The sequence below is a fragment of the Campylobacter ureolyticus ACS-301-V-Sch3b genome, from assembly GCF_000413435.1.
Classification (GTDB): domain Bacteria; phylum Campylobacterota; class Campylobacteria; order Campylobacterales; family Campylobacteraceae; genus Campylobacter_B; species Campylobacter_B ureolyticus_A.
In genome coordinates this window covers 607,304-626,305 of record NZ_KE340326.1, presented here as the reverse complement: position 1 = coordinate 626,305, position 19,002 = coordinate 607,304, and the positions used below count along the sequence as shown (strand labels likewise).

Genomic DNA, 19,002 nt, shown 5'->3' with positions numbered 1-19,002 from the left:
TTTAACTAATTAAAGCCTTGTAATTTTACTATTTTTTTTCAAAATTTCAACTATTTTTTGTTAATATTTTTATCATTTTTATCATCTACATCGATCTGTTTTGTTTCTGTAGCTTTATCGCCATTATCCTTAACTGAAATAATATCTTTAAGCATAGGAGTTTCTTCTATGTAGACGCTTTTAGAGGGAAAGGCAAATCCGACTTTATTTTTTTCTAAAATTTTCATCATTTTTATCATAACATCTTGTTTAACGTCCAAAAATTCAGCCCAAACAACACTTTTAGTAAAACAATAAATCATAATATTTATAGATGAATCATCAAATTTATCAAGTGTTACAAACAAATTATTTTTATATCCTGCTAAATCATCCAATGAGACAATGCTTTGTCTATATTTAAATCTCATATCATTTAATGCATCTTTTTTTGTAGGATTTGCAATGCCTGGATGAGTATAAAGCATCTCTTTTATCTCTTTTATGACTTGCTCAACCATATGCGGAGGCGTTGAATAATTTAGACCTAAAAACATTTTTATCTGTCTTCCAACTTTTCTTCTACTCCAGTTTATTATATTATTATCAATAATTTTTGAGTTTGGAACAAAGACTAAAGAGTTATCAAAAGTTCTAATAGTTGTTTTTCTTAGCCCTGTTTCAACAACAGTTCCCTCAACATTACCTACAACTATCCAATCTCCTTGAGAAAATGAGTTGTCAAATAAAACCATAATTGAAGCAAATAAATTTGCAATAATATCTTTGGTTGCCAAAGCAACAGCCAAACCACCTATTCCAAGTGAAGCAACAATGGCTGAAACGTTTATCCCCATTTTTGTTAAAATAAGTAAAAATGCAACTATAACAACCACGATATATAAAATTTTAACAACTAAATTTAGCACTTCTTTTCTACTGCTTTTTTTGGCTAATTTGCTAATTATTATGATTCCATAACCATTAATAATTTCAATAACAAGCCAAGAGTATAGAAGAATAAAAATCACTCCAAAGGCCTTGTTAAATATCAGTGGAACAGGGCTTGGATAGTAAAAAATACTTAAACAAATATCAACACCATAAGCTATTAATAAAACACCAAGTGGTTTTTTGATAAGATCAACAACTTGCGTTTTTATCTCTATATTTTTTTCTTTATTTTTATTAAAGAGTGTAAAAACAAAATAGATAATATTTGCTAAAAATCGTCTTATTGAAAACAGAAGAACCATTATTAAAATAATTGGAATTATTTTTCCCAAATTTATAGCACTTGCCTCAAAAGGTGATAAGTCGTTAATATAATCAATTATAAATTTTAAATTTAATCCAACAAAAAGAGCATTTCCAGTTAATAAATTTGTATTTTTTGAAAGATAGCTTAAAATTTCTTCATAAGTTTTTTTATTTGATATTAAATTTGAATATTTATTATTAAGTGTGGCATTTTGATCATCTTTTATATTAAGCTCATCTATCTTATTTTTTATATTTGAAAAATCTTTAATTTGTAAATTTAAAAGTGTATCTTGGATAAGTTTTTTTATCTCGCTTTCTTTTCTACCATCTTTAAACATATATTCAAGCTTTAATAAAGATGAGTAAAAGTTCTCACCAATCTCTATGGCAGTAAAACTTAAATTCGCATCAATATAATCAAATGAATTTTTTCTATTTTGGAGTTTTGATAATTTTTTACTTAAATCTTTTTTATTTGTAAGATATGCTATTAAAGCAGCCTCATCAACTGTTTGATTTGTAATAGCAGATGGGATATGAAAAAGCAAACTTTCTTTTGTGCTTTGCAAACTAGAAATCTCATCAGCTGTTTTATTAGCATCAGTTGAAGTTTTTAAAAGATCTATTTTTATATTTATATCTTTTATCTCTTTAACTATATCGCCTAAACTTTGCTTATTAGAATTATCAGTCTTTTTTGGTGAATTTACAGCTTTTTCAGCTACAAGCTCAGCAATTGTAATTTCATTTTCACTTTTATTTGCCTCTTTTCCATCGGTTAAAAACTCAACAAGCTTTTCTTTTTCAGCGGTTTTATTTTCTTCTGAAATTTGATCTGTGCTTTGCTTTATAATTCCGCTTAATACCGAATTTTGCTTAACTTCTTCAGTTTTGTTTGTCTCAGTTTGATTTGATTCGGTTAAAACTTCATCAACCTTTGGCAAATCTGTATTTTTTGCTTGTAAGCCAATGAAAAAAATACTAATTATCAGCAAAAATTTCGTTATAAATTTTTTCATAATCACTTCCTTCATTTAATAATTCAAAATCTTTTGTTACCATATCATAGCTAAACAAAGAACCAGTTTCTATGATATAATGCCAGCCATAAATTCTTATCTTTCCAAGCTTAACGCCCTCTTTTACACCTGGATAAGTTAAAAGGTTGTCAATCGAGTTTATTATATTTAATCTCTCAACAAACCAAGCTTTTTTCTTTAAGTTACTAAGTCCTAGCGCCTCAACTTGGGCTTTAACATTATCCAAAGATTTAAGCCAAGTTTTAACATTTGGTGTTTTATCAAATTTACTCTCATCGTAGTAAAGTGCCGCACACCCACCACAGTTACTATGTCCACAAATAATAATATCTTTTATATTTAAAATATACAAAGCATACTCAATGGCCGAAGTTGTGGCTAAAAACTCATCACTAACTCTATATTTTGGTATGATATTCGCTATATTTCTTATGACAAACATCTCACCTGGTTTTGTATTTGTTATAAGATTTGGCACAACTCTTGAGTCAGAACATCCAATAAAAAGTGTGTGCGGAGTTTGGTTATCTTTTAAAGTTTTAAAAAGTTCAGCATTTTCCTTAAAATACTTTTCCATAAACTCTATTCCGCCTTTTACAATATTTCCATTTTCCAAATTATCCAAAATTTTTTCCTTAAATAAAAATTTTCATTATTCTACCTTAAATTTAAAAACAGATATAAAATTTAAACTTACTTTTATATAATAAATTCAAATTTATATTTTATTTACTGAGTTTTTGATAAAATCAAATAAAGATTACAAAGGAGAAAATATGAGTTTATACGATAGAGATTATGCACAAGATTCTCAAAGTATAGAGCATTCACTAGAACAAAGCTCAGAATTAAGTACCTTTATAAAAGATACTTATAAACTAATCGCAGCTTCATTAATTGCAGCTGTTGCAGGAGCGTTTGTAGGCATGAATGCAGGAATTCCAAGAAGCCCTATGCTTTCAATTTTATTTTTAGCAGTTGAGCTTATTATGCTTTTTGGAATGAGTTTTGCTGATAAAAGAGGTATGAGAGGACTTGCTCTTGGATTGCTTTTTGCTTTTACTTTTGTTACAGGACTTTTTTTAGGACCTGTTTTAAATATGTATACTAATGGTGGCGCAGGACATATAGTCACACAAGCTTTTGTTATGACAGCAGTTGCTTTTGGCGGACTTACACTTTATGCTATAAATGCAAAAGCTGATTTTAGTTCTTGGGCAAAGCCACTATTTTTCGTGCTTTTAGGCGTGATAGTTGCTGGACTTTTAAATCTATTTTTATTTAGAAGCACAATGCTCTCACTTGGAATTTCATCAGTAAGTGCGATTTTATTTAGTATGTACATACTTTTTGATACACAAAATATCATAAGAGGAAGATATGATTCTCCTATTATGGCAGCTGTTGGTATGTATCTAAACATATTAAATTTATTTATTTCACTTTTAAATATTTTAGGAATTTTAAATAGAGACTAAAATTTATCGCATAATTGATGCGAATTTAAACCGCTTTAAAGAAGGTATTAGAGTTGTTGAGGATATACAAAGATATATTTTTAACGATAAAGAGCTTTCTTTAAAGCTTAAAAACTTACGACATTTAGGAAATTTAAAGAGTTTAAAATTGCAAATAAATTGTTTAAATTCCCGCGATGCAAATCTCGATGTACTTAAAAAATCAATAGATTTAGAACTCCAAAGAAAAGATTTAAGCTCAGTTTTAACTGCAAATTTAAAACGCTCACAAGAAAGTGCAAGAGTTTTAGAAGAAATTTTTAAACTTATTGATTTAGAAAATTCACAAATTTTTAAAAATGCAAGATATGAGCTTTATGATTTAGAAAAAGAAATTTTAACTAAATTTTTAGAGCATTCAAAAATAGGAGATAAGCCTATAAAATGAGTATTTTGCTTGAAAATGTTAAAATAGAAAAAAGCTGGAAAGAGGCGTTAAAAGATGAGTTTTTATCACCATATTTTGAAAATTTAAAAGAAAATTTAATCATCTCTAAAAAATCTGCCACCGTTTTTCCACCATCAAATTTAATATTTAATGCATTTAATCTAACACCATTTGATAAAGTAAAAGTTGTTATTTTAGGACAAGATCCGTATCATGGGGATAATCAAGCCATGGGACTTAGCTTTTCAGTTCCAAAAGGTGTAAAAATTCCACCAAGTCTAATTAACATCTATAAAGAAATTTATGATGATTTAGGCATAATTGAGCCAAATAGCGGAGATTTGACATATTGGGCAAAGCAAGGTGTTTTACTTTTAAATGCGAGTTTAAGCGTTGAAAAAGGTAAGCCAAACTCACACAAAGACTTTGGTTGGCATCTGTTTAGCGATGCGGTTATTAAAAAAATAAGTGATGAAAAAAATGGAGTTGTTTTTTTACTATGGGGCAATTTTGCTAAAAATAAAGCAAATTTAATAGATCAAAATAAACATTTTATTCTAACAGCTCCACACCCAAGCCCTTTGGCAAGAGGCGGTTTTTTTGGATGCAAACATTTTTCAAAAACAAATGAAATTTTAAAAAAGCTTGGAAAAAGCCCGATTGATTGGGATTTGAATAATTTTATCTAAGCTGTGGCAATTTTATCTTCGCCTACCTTTAAATCGTTATCATACTCCATAACTCTTAGTTTTTTACTTGATTTTACTTTTGCATCATCTCTAAATGCAGCTCTTACTTTATCCATGCCAGTATAAAACTCTTTCATTAAAACCATTGTAAGATAGCTTCCAAACTCGGTTGGTTTTAAGACTCCGTTTTCTTCATAAATGGCATTTACAAGTTTTAATAAGTTTATTTCTAAAAATAGTTCTTTTTTAAGGTTTGTTTCATTTTGAGCATTAAAGCTAGCGATATCAACACTTCCATCAAATAGTTTTGTCAAAAATACATATTGAATTTTTTCTTTTTTATTAAAATCACAAACAGCAATAACGGGACTTTTTTTAGATTTTATTCTATTAGAATACTCCTCTAAATTAAAAGCATTTACCAAAAGCCTGCCATTTAAAAAACTAAATGCTCCACTTCCAACACCCACATATTCAGCATTTGAACCAACATACTCATCAACTAAATTTGAATTTTGTTTAGAAAATGCCCAAGCGTTACTTGCATGATAGTGCTTAAACTCTTCTTTTATAATTTTGTAAAATTCCCACTCTCTATCATCATCACTAACTCCCAATGTCTTAGCAATTGCCTCTCTTGTGATAGGAGATTTCATTAACGGATAAAATGTAATTTGTTGTGGAGCAAGTTTTTTAGCTATATTTATATCACTTAAAAGTTGTTCTTTTGTTTGGAATGGAAAGTTAAATATTAAATCTAAACTTAAAGTTGGAAGAATATCAATCGCTTGGCTTAATTTTTCTATTAAAACCTCTTGTGAGCCAAATTTATAATATCTTGAAACTTTTTTTAATATGTCATTATCAAAGCTTTGAACCCCAACACTTAGCCTATCAATATAGCCTTTAAATCTTTCTAAGGTTTTTGGCTCAATGTGATTTGGATCGCTTTCTGATGAAATTTCTTCTATGCTAAAAAGTTTTTTTGCTAAATCTAGAGTTTTTAAAAGTTCATCTTCATCTATTAAAGTAGTTCCACCACCAACATACATCGAAGTAAAATCATAACCAGCTTCTTTTATTTGTTTTAACTCTTGTCTTAAATTTGCAAAATAATCTTTGCATAAATTTGCTTCAAATTTATATTTATGAAATGAACAATATGGACAAAAAACGTGACAAAATGGCACATGTGCATAAAGCATATATTTTTTATCTTTACTTGGAATTTTTTCTATATTTTCATTTGTAATGTCTATGTTTAGGCTTTTGTAAAGAGCTTTTTGCATTTTATTATGTGCGTAATTTACAGCTTTTTCTTGTGCAAAATTTAGTAACATTTCTTAAAGTCCTCTTGATAATATAATTAATTTAATTTGTTAAGTTTAGCATAATAAAATTAAGGTTTTATTAACAAATAACGATAGATAAAACAAATTTATCTATCTATTTTTTAAAAAATTTTCTATGTTTAAAGATATTTTTTTAATAAGCAAATCCCTAGCTGTTTTACTTCCCCATGCCACATGCGGAGTTATTAAAACATTATTTTTATTTTTGACATTTAAAAGTGGATGGTTTTTAATCATTGGCTCAACTTCAAGCACATCTAAAATAGCTTTTATATCTTTTTCATCAACAGCCTTAGTAAGAGCTTTTTCATCAACTATTCCACCTCTTCCAAAGTTCATTAAAACAGCACCATTTTTCATTTTATTAAGCTCGTTTTCGCCAATTAGATTTTTTGTATTTTCATTAAGCGGAGCGTGGATTGATATAATGTCAAAGCTTTTAAGCATTTCATCTAGCGAAATACTCTTAAACTCATCATTTTTATTTTTGCCACTTGTTGAGTAGTATGCAACTTCTGCACCAAAGCTTTTTGCTATTCTTGCAACGCCTTGACCGATTTCTCCAAGACCGATAATTCCAAATTTTTTACCATAAATTTCAACTATTGGCTTATCTAAATTTGTAAAAATTTCACTTTTTGCCCAGTTGCCACTTTTTACATAATCACTATAAAATATTGTGTTGTTTAAAAGTGTGAATAAACTTGCAAAAGTTTGTTGAATAACGCTATTTGTTGAGTATCCTGCAACATTTTTTACCTCTATTTTAAGCTCTTTTGCTGCTTTTAAATCGATATTATTCATCCCAGTTGCACTTATACAAATCAACTTTAAATTTGTTTTTTGCATAATCTCTTTTGTTATTAAAACCTTATTGACTATCACAATATCAGCATCTTTTAATCTCTCAATTACCAAATTAGGATCTAAATTTGAAGTATTATCATAGCTTTTAAACTCACCAAATTTATTAAATATACTTAAATCAATATCTCCCAAAGTAAGAGCATCCAAACAAACTATTTTCATTTTTTAATCCTTTATATAATGTCCTACAAATTTGGCAAAATTTCCTAAAATTTCCCCGCCTTTTCTATATCCTAAAGCACATCCCTCGTAAGCAAAAAATACTCCTGCTTGATATGAATTTCCATCTTTGTCTTTATTAAACTCATAAAACTCTTGGTAAATTTGTTTTTGATTTGCGTAATCACCACTTTCTTCTAGGATTTTTTTACCATCTTCATCAAAAATAGCAACATTTGCACCCTCTCTTCCCAAAACTGGTTTTCTTACCATTTTTTTGCCTATTGAAGGCTCATTTGAAGCCTCAAGCAAAAGCGGATGATTTGGGTATAAATCCCATAAAATTTTTAAAATTCCTTTTGTTTGAAATAGCAAAGTATAAGCTGGATTTAAAATAATAGCTTTTTGATTTTTTATAATATTTTTTAAAATTATTGCAAGCTCACCCTCATCAATTGCAATATTTTCCCAAGGAATTAGCTTAAACCAAAACTCATAGTTAACATCGTTATAAAAAATGCCCTCTTCATCGTTAAATTCAACCTCATCAACATAGGCAAACTCAGTTTCATAGCCTGCTTCTTTTGCACAAAGCTCTAAAAATCTAGTCGTAATTTCATCCTCGATATTTCCAGCAACGCTACTAAATAATATTTTCCAACCATCATAATACTCATCAAATTTAGAAGTATCTTCGCTTAAAGTTACAAGGCGTTTAAAATTCTCTTTCAAAGCTTCAAAAACATCATTAAATTGTGAACTTTCATCCATATTATTTTCTTTTAGCATAGCCCATTGGATAATTGCTGTTTCAAACAAAGCAGTTGGCGTATCAGCATTAAACTCAATTAGTTTTATAGGTTTTCCATCAAGCCCACCAGCTAAGTCAAATCGTCCATAAAGGTGCCAATGAACATCATTTTCCCAACTATCTTTTATAATATCAACTAAATTATATGGAATTCCAACTTCATGAAAAAGATTATTATCTATTATATGCTGTGCAGCATTTATAAACATATCATAAAGCTCATTTGCCGCTTCATAATAGGCATTTGCCTCATCTTGACTAACCTCAACTAGCTCATCGGCTAAATATGGAATTTTATCTTCATCAGTGTGCCAAGAAAAGCCTAAACTTTCTAAATATTCATCACTTAAAGGTTTAATTTTTTTTAAATTTATCATTTTATTCCTTGTTTTGCTGTTTGAAGTTTATTTTGTGATTTTTAAAAATTTAACTTGCGGCTGATTTTTGCTTTGAGCCACCACCGAAAAAGCCACTTTTTCCAGTTGATTTTTTACTTGAAGCACCTGTTTTTTTAGCATTACTAAAACTATTTACACTTCTTTGATAAGCAGATGGATTTTTATAAGCATTTTGTCTTTGATTTTGATAAGCTGGATTATTAAAAAGCTTACTACCTATCCAACTACCTATCATGGCACCTGCAACACTTGTTAATAAAACTTCTCCAAGCCCCATTCCGCCACTACTGATTTGAGCGTTTGGATTGGTTAAATTTGAAGTTCCATTTTCTATTTTTTGGTTTTCAGCTCTTATTAATGCATCCATTTCTTCTTTTGTTAGAACTTTTTCTGTTCCATCGAGTTGCTTTAAAATAATTCTTGTCTCAGCACTTGGAAATTCTTCTAAAATTTTATATTTTCCAGGAGCTGTTTCTTCAATAACAACAAACGCACCTTGCTGAGATTGTTGTTCGTTTACAGTGTCATTATTACAACCTGCAAGTCCACCAGCCAAAACTAGACCTAAACCACCAACTAAACTATAAGCTGCTATTTTTTTTACTTTATTAAATTTCTTTTTCATCTATTTACCTTTGTATTGAATTTATATCAAAATTTAAGTTTATATAGAGCATTCCAGCTTCTATTTTTATGTTTTCGTTTTCATACGCATTATCAACTAAGTATTTTTTAAGCTCTTTTCTCTCTTTTTTCTTCATATTTTGAGCATCTAAAAACTCTCTTAAAGAAACCCAAGTTTTACTTTTTTCTTCTTTATTTTTATCTTCTACTTTGAGCTCATCTTTTGCTTTAGTCTGTGCAAGGCTTTCTTTTATAATCTCTTTTTTAAACTCAATTGCCTCAGTGCTTGCCTCAACATCAATTGGCTCTTTTGATAAAAAAGGTTTTTCAAGAAGGGTTAAAAAATATTTAAGTTTTTCATCTCTTTCTTTATAGATTGATTTTATTTCATCTTTAGTGCTTATTAAAAGCTCTTCTTTTTCTCTAAAAAGTTTTTCTTTATCCTCTTGCAATGCCCTATTTTTAAGCTTTAAATACTCAATTTCGCTTTTTAAATACTCTATAAAATCACTATTTTTTTGAACTTTTTCTCTTACAGGAGCTTGTTTTTCATCTAAGATTACATATTTTACGCCATTTTCTTCAAAACTTTTTATTGTATTTCTTCTTATTCTATTATAAATAGCTTCTTTTGAAATTCCAAGCTTTGAAGCCGCATCAGCAATGGAAAGTTTTTGCATATTATTAACCTTACCTAATAATTTTAGTAGATATTATCTCAAATTTAGGCTAAAAATCTTATAAAATGAAGTTTATTATTTATACACTAGCTAGAAAAATAGCTAGCTAGTGTTTTTTGGGCTTAGAGTCTTGACTCATAGCGTCTTAGCATATAAAGTCTTTTTAGCATTTTTTTGCGAGCTGAAATTTTTTGTTTTTTACGAATTTCAGTATTTGGCTCAAAAAATCTTCTAGCTCTTGATTCAGTAACAATTAAGTTTCTGTCAGTTTGCTTCTTAAACTTTCTATACGCTTCGTCAAAAGACTCGTTTGGATGCACTTTAATACCAGGCAATCCAATCACCACCTTTCATAAAAATTTGAATCAAAATTATACTTAAAAAAAGTTAAATTTACAAATTTAATTTTCTTATAACTTAAATAATAGTAAAATGGTAAATAAATTTTATAAATTTAAAACAAATTTATCATTATTAAGGAGCTTAAAATGCCTGATAAATCAAATTTTTTGACAAATTACACGAAAAAAAGGTATTTTGTTTTTTCTTTTATTGCGCTAGTTGCTTTAATCTTACCGTTTATTAGAATTGGCGGAAATCACTTTTTTTTACTAAGTTTTGATAAAAAAGAACTTCATCTTTTATTTTCAGTCTTTTCGACCCAAGAGCTTTTTTTAATGCCTTTTGTTTTAATAATGGTATTTTTGGGAGTATTTTTTATAACAACTTTAGGCGGCAGAATTTGGTGTGGATGGGCCTGTCCTCAAACTAGCTTTAGAGCTTTTTATAGAGATTTTATCTGCACAAAACTTCTTAAAATAAGAAAAAATATAAAAAATAAACAAGTAAATCCAAGTGGTCAGTTTGCAAAAAAATTAGCTGCTAATCTTATTTGGGCGTGTTTAACTCTATTAATGGCTTCAAATTTTATGTGGTATTTTATCCCACCAGAAGATTTTTTTAAGTATTTGGCAAATCCAAGCGATCACCTTTTAATGATTGGTATAGTTTTAGGAATTGCTTTATTTATTTTTACCGATATTGTTTTTATAGCTGAAAATTTCTGTATTTACATCTGTCCTTACGCAAGAGTTCAATCAGTTATGTTTGATGAAAATACATTTCAAGTTATTTATGATGAAAAAAGAGGCGGTAAAATTTATGATGAAAAACATAACAAAATAAACGATCGCCCAACTGGTAAAAACGATGAATGTATCGGATGTTTAGCCTGTGTAAAAATATGTCCAACTCATATAGATATAAGACGAGGAATGCAACTTGAGTGTATAAACTGCCTAGAATGTGCTGATGCTTGTAGCAGTATCATGGCAAGAAAAAACAGACCTTCTCTTGTTAGATGGACAAGCGAATATGCGCTAAATAATGGTAAAACTAAAATTTTAAGATTTAGAACAGTTGCTTATATGATTGCTTTATCTATTGCATTTATAGCTCTTTTAATAGTTGGCTCAAAAAGAGAAACTATGCTTTTAAACATCAATAGAGATAGTAGCTTTTATAATTTAAAGGTTGAAAATAGCCAAGTTGTCATTGAAAATAACTATATATTTTTAATAGAAAATACAGATAAAGTAGCTCATGAGTTTTATTTTGAAACAAACAATGACAAAATAAGTGTTAAAAAGCCTAAAAAACCTGTAAAAATTGATGCAAGAAAAAAAGATAAAATAATTGTGACTTTAGAGGCAAATGAAGGTGCTTTTGAAAAAAGCAGTGTTGATATAACTATTCCTTTGGTAATTAATGCTTATGCAACTGATAACAAAGAAAATATAAACGTTAAAAGAGATACTATTTTTGTTTATCCAAAAAATAGCGTTATAGAAAATAAGCTAAAATAAAGGCTTTAAGTGGAATTTAATCTAGAAAACAAAAGAGCAAAAAACAGATATGAGACCATTTTAGAAGATGGTCTTTATCTGTTTTTAAAAAAAGGTTATGCAAATACAAGCTTAAACGATATAGTAGAAAAAAGTGGGGGCTCACTTGCTACGATTTATAAATATTTTGAAAATAAAGAAGGTCTTTTTAAGGCAATTGTTTTAAAAGCAATTTCTAAATTTAAAGACAATCTTGAAAAAAACATAAGCGTTAGCTCAAACTTAAATCTTGAAGAGTTTTTATTTAAATTTAGTGAGCTTTACTTAACACTTATTTTAAGTCCAAAATCTATAGCCCTACATAGACTTATTTTAAGTGAAGGTTTTAACATAGAAAATCACAACATAGGCAAACTTTTTGCCGATGAGTGTTCTAAATTTTTAAATGAGTATTTGATTAATTTTTTAAAATCCTATAAAAAAACTGAAAATTTAAGCATCGAAGATATAAGTAAATTTGCAAATATCTACCTTTTTGCCATAAAAGAACCATTTTTTTATGGCTCTTTAATAAATTCGAAAAGGGTAAAGCTTACACAAAAAGATAAAAAAGCACATATTAATAAAACTATAAAAATGCTTTTATACGGATTTTTAGGTTAATTTGGCTAAATTTTGCTAGTAATTTTTAAAATAAATAGCTTGACAAATAAAAGCTAAAAAGGTAAAATCAGACTTTATTTTAGTGTAATAATAATTACACAAAGTCTTAAAAAAGGAAATTTAATATGAAAAAAAAGCTACTAATTATCATCTCTTGTTTGCTTTTAATAACAGGTTGTGATTCTAGCAAAAAACAAAACCAAGGCAAAGAAGCTATGAAAAGAGCTCAAGGACCAGTTCCAGTAGCCACTTTTACAGCTAAAATGGCAGATGAGCCAATCACACTAAGATATCCAGCAAGAATTGTAAGTGATCAAAGCGTTGATATTATTGCAAAAGTTCCAGGAACTTTGATAAAGCAATACTTTAATCCAGGTGATTTTGTAAAAAAAGGAGATATTTTATTTTTAATTGAACCTGATAAATACGAAGCTGCCTATGAGGTCGCAAAAGCAAATTTAGCACTTTCAAAAGCAAATTTTGAAAGAGCAAGGCTTGATTACAATAGAGCTATAAAACTTAATAAGACAAAATCAATAAGTCAAAAAGAGTTAGATACTGCTGTTGCAAATTTTAAAAGCTCAGAAGCTTCTATAAAAAGCTCAGAAGCTTTGCTTAAAAATGCAGAAGTTGATCTAAACTATACAAAAGTAATAGCACCATTTGATGGTATTTTAGGCGATAAATATCAAGATGAAGGTGCTTATGTAGGGCCTCAAAATCCAAATTTAATCCGCCTTACAAAGCTTAATCCTATTTATGCAAAATTTGCAATTGCTGATGTTGATGCGCTTAGAATAAACTCAAAAACACAAAACAATGAATGGGTACAAAAAGAAACTTTTACCAAATTTTATGTAAAAGATATGGAATTTGATGGAAAGACTATTTTTATAGATAAAGTTATAAATCAAAAAACAGGCTCGGTTGATGCAAAGGCTATATTTGATAACAATGACTCAAAACTTTTACCAGGAAGTTTTGGAACTGTTGCTATGAGTGGACTTTATCAAAAAGATGGTTTTAAAATACCTCAAATTGCAGTTCAGCAAGATACAACAAATACTTTTGTATATGTCATAGAAAACAATACAACTGCAAAAAAAATAGTTGATATAATTTTTCAAACAAGTGAATTTGCCATTATTTCAAAAGGACTTGCAAATGGTGATAAAATTATAATTGATAATTTTATGAAAATAGCTCCTGGAGTTCCTGTTAAAGAAATAGAGGTTAAATAATGTTTTCTAAATTTTTTATCCATAGACCAGTTTTTGCATCTGTAATTTCTATAATTATAGTAATTGCTGGAATAATCTCTATGAGAGTCTTGCCAGTTGAAGAGTATCCTCAGCTAACTCCTCCAAGAATTGTAGTTCAAGCTCACTATAGCGGTGCAGATGCCCAAACTATAGCAGACACTGTTGCAGCTCCACTTGAAGAGGCAATTAACGGTGTTGAAAATATGATCTATATGCAATCAACTTCAAGCTCATCAGGTGAATTATCATTAAGTGTTTATTTTGATGTAGGAACCGATCCACAAGAAGCATTAGTAAATGTTAATAACCGAATTAGAATCGCTCAAGCAGGACTTCCTGAAGAAGTTAAAAGAATAGGCGTTAATGCTTTTGAAATGAATCCAAATATTTTAGAAGTTGTACAATTTTATGATCCTAGCGGCGCAATAGACATTGTTGAATTAAACAACTATGTAAATATAAATGTTGTTGATGAAATAAAAAGAGTTCCTGGAGTTGGAAATGCTGTTTTAATAGGAAATCAAAACTACTCTATGAGAATTTGGATAAAGCCTGATTTACTTCAAGAATATAAAATAACAATACCTGAAGTAATCGCATCTATTAGAGAGCAAAACAGCCAGTATGCAACAGGTAAGATTGGTGAGCAGCCAATGACTACTGAAAATCCTTATGTTTATACAGTTAAGCCAGAGGGTCGTTTAAAATCAATAAAAGAATTTGAAAATATCATTTTAAGAAGTAATGAAAATGGCTCAACTTTAAAACTAAAAGATGTAGCTGAAATTTCACTTGGATCAGAAAACTATGCTTTCCAAAGCTTTATGAAAGAACACTCAGCAGCTCCTGTTTTAATATTTGCACAAAGTAATGCAAATGCTCTTGAAGTGGCAACTGCGGTTAATGAAAGACTACAAGAATTATCTCAATTTTTCCCAGGCGAGCTAACCTATAAAATCGTTTATGACACAACGACTTTTGTTCAAATTACAATAAAAGAAGTTATAAAAACTTTTATAGAAGCTATGACTTTGGTTTTTATAGTAATGTATCTATTTTTAGGAAATATAAGAGCTACAATTATTCCTATGCTTGCAGTTCCAGTATCTATTATAGGCTCTTTTGCTGGACTTTTAATAATGGGTTTTTCTATTAATATGATAACGCTTTTTGCGATGATTTTAGCCATTGGTATAGTTGTGGATGATGCAATTATCGTTATAGAAAATGTTGAAAGAATTTTAGAAGAAGAGCCAAATTTATCCGTCATTGAAGCAACTGATAAAGCAATGGACGAAATTATTGCACCAATTATTTCCATTGTTTTAGTTTTAAGTTCTGTTTTTATACCAGTTGCTTTTATGGAAGGGTTTGTTGGCATCATCCAAAAACAATTTGCCTTAACCATGGTTGTCGCAGTTGCAATATCTGGATTTTGTGCTTTAACCTTAACTCCTGCACTTTGTGCATTGATGCTAAAAAAAGAAAGAGGCAAGCAGTTTTGGTTCGTAAGAAAATTTAATGAATTTTTTAATCTAAGCACAAGAATCTATTCAGCTGGTGTTGCAAAAACATTAAGACACATAATTCCATCTTTAATAATTGTAGCAATTATGATATTTGCAATTACAAGTTTATTTAAAATAGTTCCAGGTGGTCTTGTTCCAAATGAAGACAAAGGAAGCTTAATAGTTATGAACACATTACCATCAGCTTCTTCAATCACAAGAACAATAGATCACGCTCATTTGCTTGGAAGTTCTGCAGAGCAAGATAAAAATATTGATTTGTATGCACTTATAACAGGCTATGATTTAATATCAGGCTCTTTAAGGGAAAATGCATCTGTTATGTTTATGAAACTAGCTCACTGGGATGAAAGAAAAGATCCTAGCCAGTCATCATTTGCACTTGCTGGAAAATACAATCAAATTTTTTCACAAAATAGAGATGGAGTAAGTTTTGTCGTAAATCCACCACCAATTACAGGTCTTTCAGTAACAGGAGGTTTTGAACTTTACGCTCAAACAACTACTGGAAAAAGCTATGCTGAAATTGAAAAAGATATTAAAAAAGTTGTTGAAATGGCAAATCAAAGAGGTGATTTGTTTTTAGTAAGAACCAGTCTTGATACAAATTTCCCACAATATAATTTAATATTAGACAAAGATAAGATTAAAGCGTATGGAGTAAGCATAAATGAGTTATTTGCAACAATTAACTCAACTATAGGAAATTATTATGTAAATGATTTTAATATGCTTGGAAAAACATTTAAAGTTAATATTAGAGCTAAGTCCAATTTTAGAGACTCAGAAGCTGCATTTAGAAATATATTTGTAAAAAGCCATACAACAGGTGATATGATACCAGTAAATTCACTCGCCAAACTTGAAAGAAGTCTTGGACCTGATAATGTCGATAGATTTAACGCTTATCCAGCGGCTAAAGTTATGGGCGAACCAGCTCCAGGATATACCTCTGGTCAAGCAATAAAAGCTATTTCAGAAGTATTTAAAGAAGTTTTTCCTGATAATGATTATATTCTTGGCTGGTCAGGAACAGCATATCAAGAGGTTCACTCAGCTGGAACTGGAATGATAGCTTTTATCTTTGGACTAATTTTTGTTTATTTAATTTTAGCTGCACAATACGAAAGATGGCTTATGCCAGTGGCAGTTTTAACTGCGGTTCCTTTTTCAGTATTTGGAGCTTTGCTTACAACATGGGCAAGAGGTTTAAATAATGATATATATTTCCAAATAGGACTTTTACTATTAATTGGTCTTGGTGCAAAAAATGCTATTTTAATTATAGAATTTGCTATGGATGCTCACGAAAAAGAAGGAAAAAGTCTTTTTGATGCAAGTATTCAAGCTGCAAAGCTTAGATTTAGACCAATAGTAATGACATCGCTAGCATTTGCGTTAGGAGTTTTACCAATGGTATTTAGCACAGGAGCTGGTGCAGCATCAAGACACTCTATTGGAACAGGTGTTGTAGGTGGAATGATAGCAGCTTCAACAATAGCAATTTTCTTTATTCCTATGTTTTATTATATGATTGAAAATTTCAATATTTGGCTAGGTAAAATTTTTGGCAGGGGTGAAAAACAAAATAGAAAGGTAAAAAATGTTTAATAAAAAATTACTTCTTACTCCTTTGGTATTATTTTGTTTAGCAGGGTGTTCTTTTAAACCAGTTACTCCACTTAAAGACACAAGTTACACTTCAACTTACGATGAAGCAAATATAAATGCTCTTTGGTGGAAAGAGTTTAATGACCCTGTTTTAAACGATCTTATTGATAGTGCATTAAAGTATAATTCTGATTTAGCACTTGCTTTAAACAACATAGAAACAGCAAGGGCAAATTTAGGACTTAGTAAAATAGAGTATTTGCCAAATGTAAATTATCAAGGAAAAGCCTCAAGAGGTGCTCCAAGTGGTGATTTAAACTCTTATGCTTCATATAGTGCAAGTGCTGTTTTAAACTACGAGCTTGATCTTTGGGGAAAAGTAAGAAATAGTGTAAAAGCTAAAAATTCCCTTTTTAAAGCCACAAAATATGACTATGAAGCAGCAAGATTAAGCATCGCAAGTAGTGTTGCAAATAGCTATTTTAAACTACTATTCTTAAAAGAGCAAGAAAGTGTTTTAAGAGATACATTAAAAAGCTATGAAGATACATTTAAATTTAGGCAAAATCAATTTAGCGTTGGAGCAATAAGCTCAATCGCACTTTATCAGGCTAAAACTCAAGTTGATAGCGCTAAAGTAAAACTAACAAATGTTATAAATGAACTCTCAAGCACAAACACAGCACTTGCTATTTTAACAGGCAAAAGCTATGATGAAATTTTATATAAAGATATAATTACAGATAAAGTTCATCAACCAACCCCACCAGAAGTTCCAAATGGAGTTCCTTCGGATTTGTTATTAAGAAGAGCTGATGTTGCTGCAAGCCTAGAAAGACTAAAGGCAACAAACTTCTTAGTAGGCGTAGCAAGAGCTGGTTATTTTCCAAGTTTTTCATTAACTGGAATGTTTGGATACACAAGTATGGAATTTGATAGATTATTTATAGAAAATGCCAATAGCTGGAGCGCTGGAGGATCTTTAGTCGGTCCGTTGCTTGATTTTGGAAGAAGTGCAAAAAGAGTTGAGATAGCAAATTTAGAACAAAATGCAAGTTTTATAAACTATGATAAAACTTTAAAAAATGCCTTTGGAGAAGTTAGAAACGCCCTTGTTAGCAGAGAAAACGCGATTTCAAAACAGGCCAATATGGCAAATTTACTAAACTCACAAGAAAAACTTTATAACATTGCAAATGAAAGATTTAAAACTGGCTATAGTGACAACTTAGAATTGCTAGATGCCCAAAGAGGATATTTATCAGCTAGACTTGAATATGCAGCTTCAAATTTAGAAGTTTCAAATAGCATTGTTGAAGTATTTAAGGCTTTAGGTGGCGGGTTTAAAGTTGAAGATAACAAAACAAAGCAGATGCTTGAATCAAACGCAACTATTATTCCAACCTCATCAATAAATCCATTTAAAAATTTGAAATAATCATACTTAACCAAGTTAAAAAGCTTGGTTAAGTTTTTTAAATTTATTCTTTAATAAAAGCTTTTAAAATAAATATTAAAAAATTTATAAATTGCTATAGTTTTATAATGTAACCTCCCTATTATGTTGTAAAATTTAATCTACGAAAATTAGTGAAATTTAAGATATAATCATGGTCATATCTTAAATTTTTTACTACAAATTTTGTAAAAATACATTTTATGCAAGAAATAAGGATAAAATTTGATTTTTCTTGACATTTATAAAAAAATCTTGTATAATTCTCCTTTACTTTTAAGTTACGGGGCGTAGCGCAGTCTGGTAGCGCATCTGGTTTGGGACCAGAGGGCCGAAGGTTCGAATCCTTTCGCCCCGACCATTTACAGATGGTGAGTGTAGCTCAGTTGGTTAGAGCATCAGATTGTGGTCCTGAGGGTCGTGGGTTCGATCCCCATCACTCACCCCATTTAAAGAATGTTTGTTGCGTTCGTAGCTCAACTGGATAGAGCAACAGACTTCGGATCTGTAGGTTGAAGGTTCGAGTCCTTTCGAGCGTACCATTGTTAATAATATTTTATGCGTCCTTAGCTCAGCTGGATAGAGCAACGCCCTTCTAAGGCGTAGGCCAAAGGTTCGAATCCTTTAGGGCGTACCATTTATAGCTAGTGCGGATGTGGTGAAATTGGCAGACACGCCAGACTTAGGATCTGGTGCCTCACGGCGTGAAGGTTCAAGTCCTTTCATCCGCACCATTAAGCTACTTTTATACTTTACTTTTTTTATCTTTATAAAATTAACAAAATCATAAATTTTAGTCTTAATTGATGTAAAAAATTCTTGTTCAACTTTAATAACTAAAATTTTATTTTTATATAAATTTAAAATTTA

At 29.8% G+C, this 19,002-nt stretch carries 16 protein-coding genes and 5 tRNA genes; 13 read left to right on the top strand and 8 right to left on the bottom strand.

Features of this window, described 5'->3' with window-relative positions:
- Nucleotides 1-50: 50 nt before the first annotated feature.
- Both HMPREF9309_RS03180 and HMPREF9309_RS03175 read right to left on the bottom strand, forming a co-directional pair.
- Nucleotides 51-2,261, bottom strand: a complete 2,211-nt coding sequence (locus tag HMPREF9309_RS03180; protein WP_016646483.1) for a mechanosensitive ion channel family protein — start codon at nucleotides 2,259-2,261, stop codon at nucleotides 51-53.
- Complete coding sequence (locus HMPREF9309_RS03175) at nucleotides 2,224-2,859, bottom strand: carbonic anhydrase (RefSeq protein WP_051115719.1); 636 nt, start codon at nucleotides 2,857-2,859, stop codon at nucleotides 2,224-2,226. The genes HMPREF9309_RS03180 and HMPREF9309_RS03175 overlap by 38 nt, the downstream gene beginning before the upstream one ends.
- A gap of 199 nt (nucleotides 2,860-3,058) precedes the next feature.
- On the opposite strand from HMPREF9309_RS03175, the gene HMPREF9309_RS03170 reads away from it, so the two are divergent.
- From HMPREF9309_RS03170 to ung, 3 genes are read left to right on the top strand one after another with little or no spacing between them, the layout of a single operon-like run.
- A complete protein-coding gene (locus HMPREF9309_RS03170) occupies nucleotides 3,059-3,760 on the top strand; it encodes a Bax inhibitor-1/YccA family protein (RefSeq protein WP_016646481.1) in 702 nt (233 codons plus the stop codon).
- Complete coding sequence (locus HMPREF9309_RS03165) at nucleotides 3,750-4,187, top strand: hypothetical protein (protein WP_034907671.1); 438 nt, start codon at nucleotides 3,750-3,752, stop codon at nucleotides 4,185-4,187. The genes HMPREF9309_RS03170 and HMPREF9309_RS03165 overlap by 11 nt, the downstream gene beginning before the upstream one ends.
- Complete coding sequence (gene ung / locus HMPREF9309_RS03160) at nucleotides 4,184-4,876, top strand: uracil-DNA glycosylase (protein ID WP_016646479.1); 693 nt, start codon at nucleotides 4,184-4,186, stop codon at nucleotides 4,874-4,876. The genes HMPREF9309_RS03165 and ung overlap by 4 nt, the downstream gene beginning before the upstream one ends.
- On the opposite strand, the gene HMPREF9309_RS03155 is transcribed toward ung, so the two are convergent.
- The 6 genes from HMPREF9309_RS03155 to rpsU all read right to left on the bottom strand — a co-directional run bounded on the left by HMPREF9309_RS03155 (nucleotide 4,873) and on the right by rpsU (nucleotide 10,102).
- Nucleotides 4,873-6,216 carry a coproporphyrinogen III oxidase family protein gene (locus HMPREF9309_RS03155; protein ID WP_016646478.1) on the bottom strand — a complete coding sequence of 448 codons (1,344 nt, stop codon included), beginning with the start codon at nucleotides 6,214-6,216 and terminating at the stop codon, nucleotides 4,873-4,875. The two genes, ung and HMPREF9309_RS03155, sit on opposite strands and share 4 nt — an antisense overlap.
- 102 nt (nucleotides 6,217-6,318) lie before the next feature.
- Nucleotides 6,319-7,257 carry a D-2-hydroxyacid dehydrogenase gene (locus HMPREF9309_RS03150; RefSeq protein ID WP_016646477.1) on the bottom strand — a complete coding sequence of 313 codons (939 nt, stop codon included), beginning with the start codon at nucleotides 7,255-7,257 and terminating at the stop codon, nucleotides 6,319-6,321.
- Between the two features lie 3 nt (nucleotides 7,258-7,260).
- Nucleotides 7,261-8,442 carry a glutathionylspermidine synthase family protein gene (locus tag HMPREF9309_RS03145; protein WP_016646476.1) on the bottom strand — a complete coding sequence of 394 codons (1,182 nt, stop codon included), beginning with the start codon at nucleotides 8,440-8,442 and terminating at the stop codon, nucleotides 7,261-7,263.
- 49 nt (nucleotides 8,443-8,491) lie between these two features.
- Complete coding sequence (locus HMPREF9309_RS03140) at nucleotides 8,492-9,088, bottom strand: UPF0323 family lipoprotein (RefSeq protein ID WP_016646475.1); 597 nt, start codon at nucleotides 9,086-9,088, stop codon at nucleotides 8,492-8,494.
- A 4-nt stretch (nucleotides 9,089-9,092) separates the two neighbouring features.
- A complete protein-coding gene (locus tag HMPREF9309_RS03135) occupies nucleotides 9,093-9,767 on the bottom strand; it encodes a hypothetical protein (protein WP_016646474.1) in 675 nt (224 codons plus the stop codon).
- A 122-nt stretch (nucleotides 9,768-9,889) separates the two neighbouring features.
- Complete coding sequence (rpsU, locus tag HMPREF9309_RS03130; protein ID WP_016646473.1) at nucleotides 9,890-10,102, bottom strand: 30S ribosomal protein S21; 213 nt, start codon at nucleotides 10,100-10,102, stop codon at nucleotides 9,890-9,892.
- Nucleotides 10,103-10,255: 153 nt separating this feature from the next.
- On the opposite strand from rpsU, the gene ccoG reads away from it, so the two are divergent.
- From ccoG to HMPREF9309_RS03080, 10 genes are all read left to right on the top strand, one after another.
- Nucleotides 10,256-11,632: a cytochrome c oxidase accessory protein CcoG gene (gene ccoG / locus HMPREF9309_RS03125; protein ID WP_016646472.1), complete on the top strand. Its 1,377-nt coding sequence runs from the start codon at nucleotides 10,256-10,258 to the stop codon at nucleotides 11,630-11,632.
- A 9-nt stretch (nucleotides 11,633-11,641) separates the two neighbouring features.
- Nucleotides 11,642-12,274, top strand: coding sequence for a TetR/AcrR family transcriptional regulator (locus tag HMPREF9309_RS03120; protein WP_016646471.1), 633 nt, complete (start codon nucleotides 11,642-11,644; stop codon nucleotides 12,272-12,274).
- A 125-nt stretch (nucleotides 12,275-12,399) separates the two neighbouring features.
- The gene (locus HMPREF9309_RS03115) at nucleotides 12,400-13,515 is read left to right on the top strand and encodes an efflux RND transporter periplasmic adaptor subunit (protein WP_016646470.1); all 1,116 of its coding nucleotides are present in this window, start codon (nucleotides 12,400-12,402) and stop codon (nucleotides 13,513-13,515) included.
- Nucleotides 13,515-16,676, top strand: a complete 3,162-nt coding sequence (locus tag HMPREF9309_RS03110) for an efflux RND transporter permease subunit (RefSeq protein WP_016646469.1) — start codon at nucleotides 13,515-13,517, stop codon at nucleotides 16,674-16,676. Before HMPREF9309_RS03115 ends, HMPREF9309_RS03110 begins: the two co-directional genes overlap by 1 nt.
- Nucleotides 16,669-18,114 carry a TolC family protein gene (locus tag HMPREF9309_RS03105; RefSeq protein WP_016646468.1) on the top strand — a complete coding sequence of 482 codons (1,446 nt, stop codon included), beginning with the start codon at nucleotides 16,669-16,671 and terminating at the stop codon, nucleotides 18,112-18,114. Before HMPREF9309_RS03110 ends, HMPREF9309_RS03105 begins: the two co-directional genes overlap by 8 nt.
- A gap of 302 nt (nucleotides 18,115-18,416) precedes the next feature.
- Nucleotides 18,417-18,493 (top strand) — tRNA-Pro (locus tag HMPREF9309_RS03100).
- 10 nt (nucleotides 18,494-18,503) lie between these two features.
- Nucleotides 18,504-18,580, top strand: a tRNA-His gene (locus tag HMPREF9309_RS03095).
- 17 nt (nucleotides 18,581-18,597) lie between these two features.
- Nucleotides 18,598-18,674 (top strand) — tRNA-Arg (locus HMPREF9309_RS03090).
- 18 nt (nucleotides 18,675-18,692) lie between these two features.
- Nucleotides 18,693-18,769: transfer RNA gene (locus HMPREF9309_RS03085), tRNA-Arg, on the top strand.
- 12 nt (nucleotides 18,770-18,781) lie between these two features.
- Nucleotides 18,782-18,866, top strand: a tRNA-Leu gene (locus tag HMPREF9309_RS03080).
- Nucleotides 18,867-19,002: the final 136 nt, after the last annotated feature.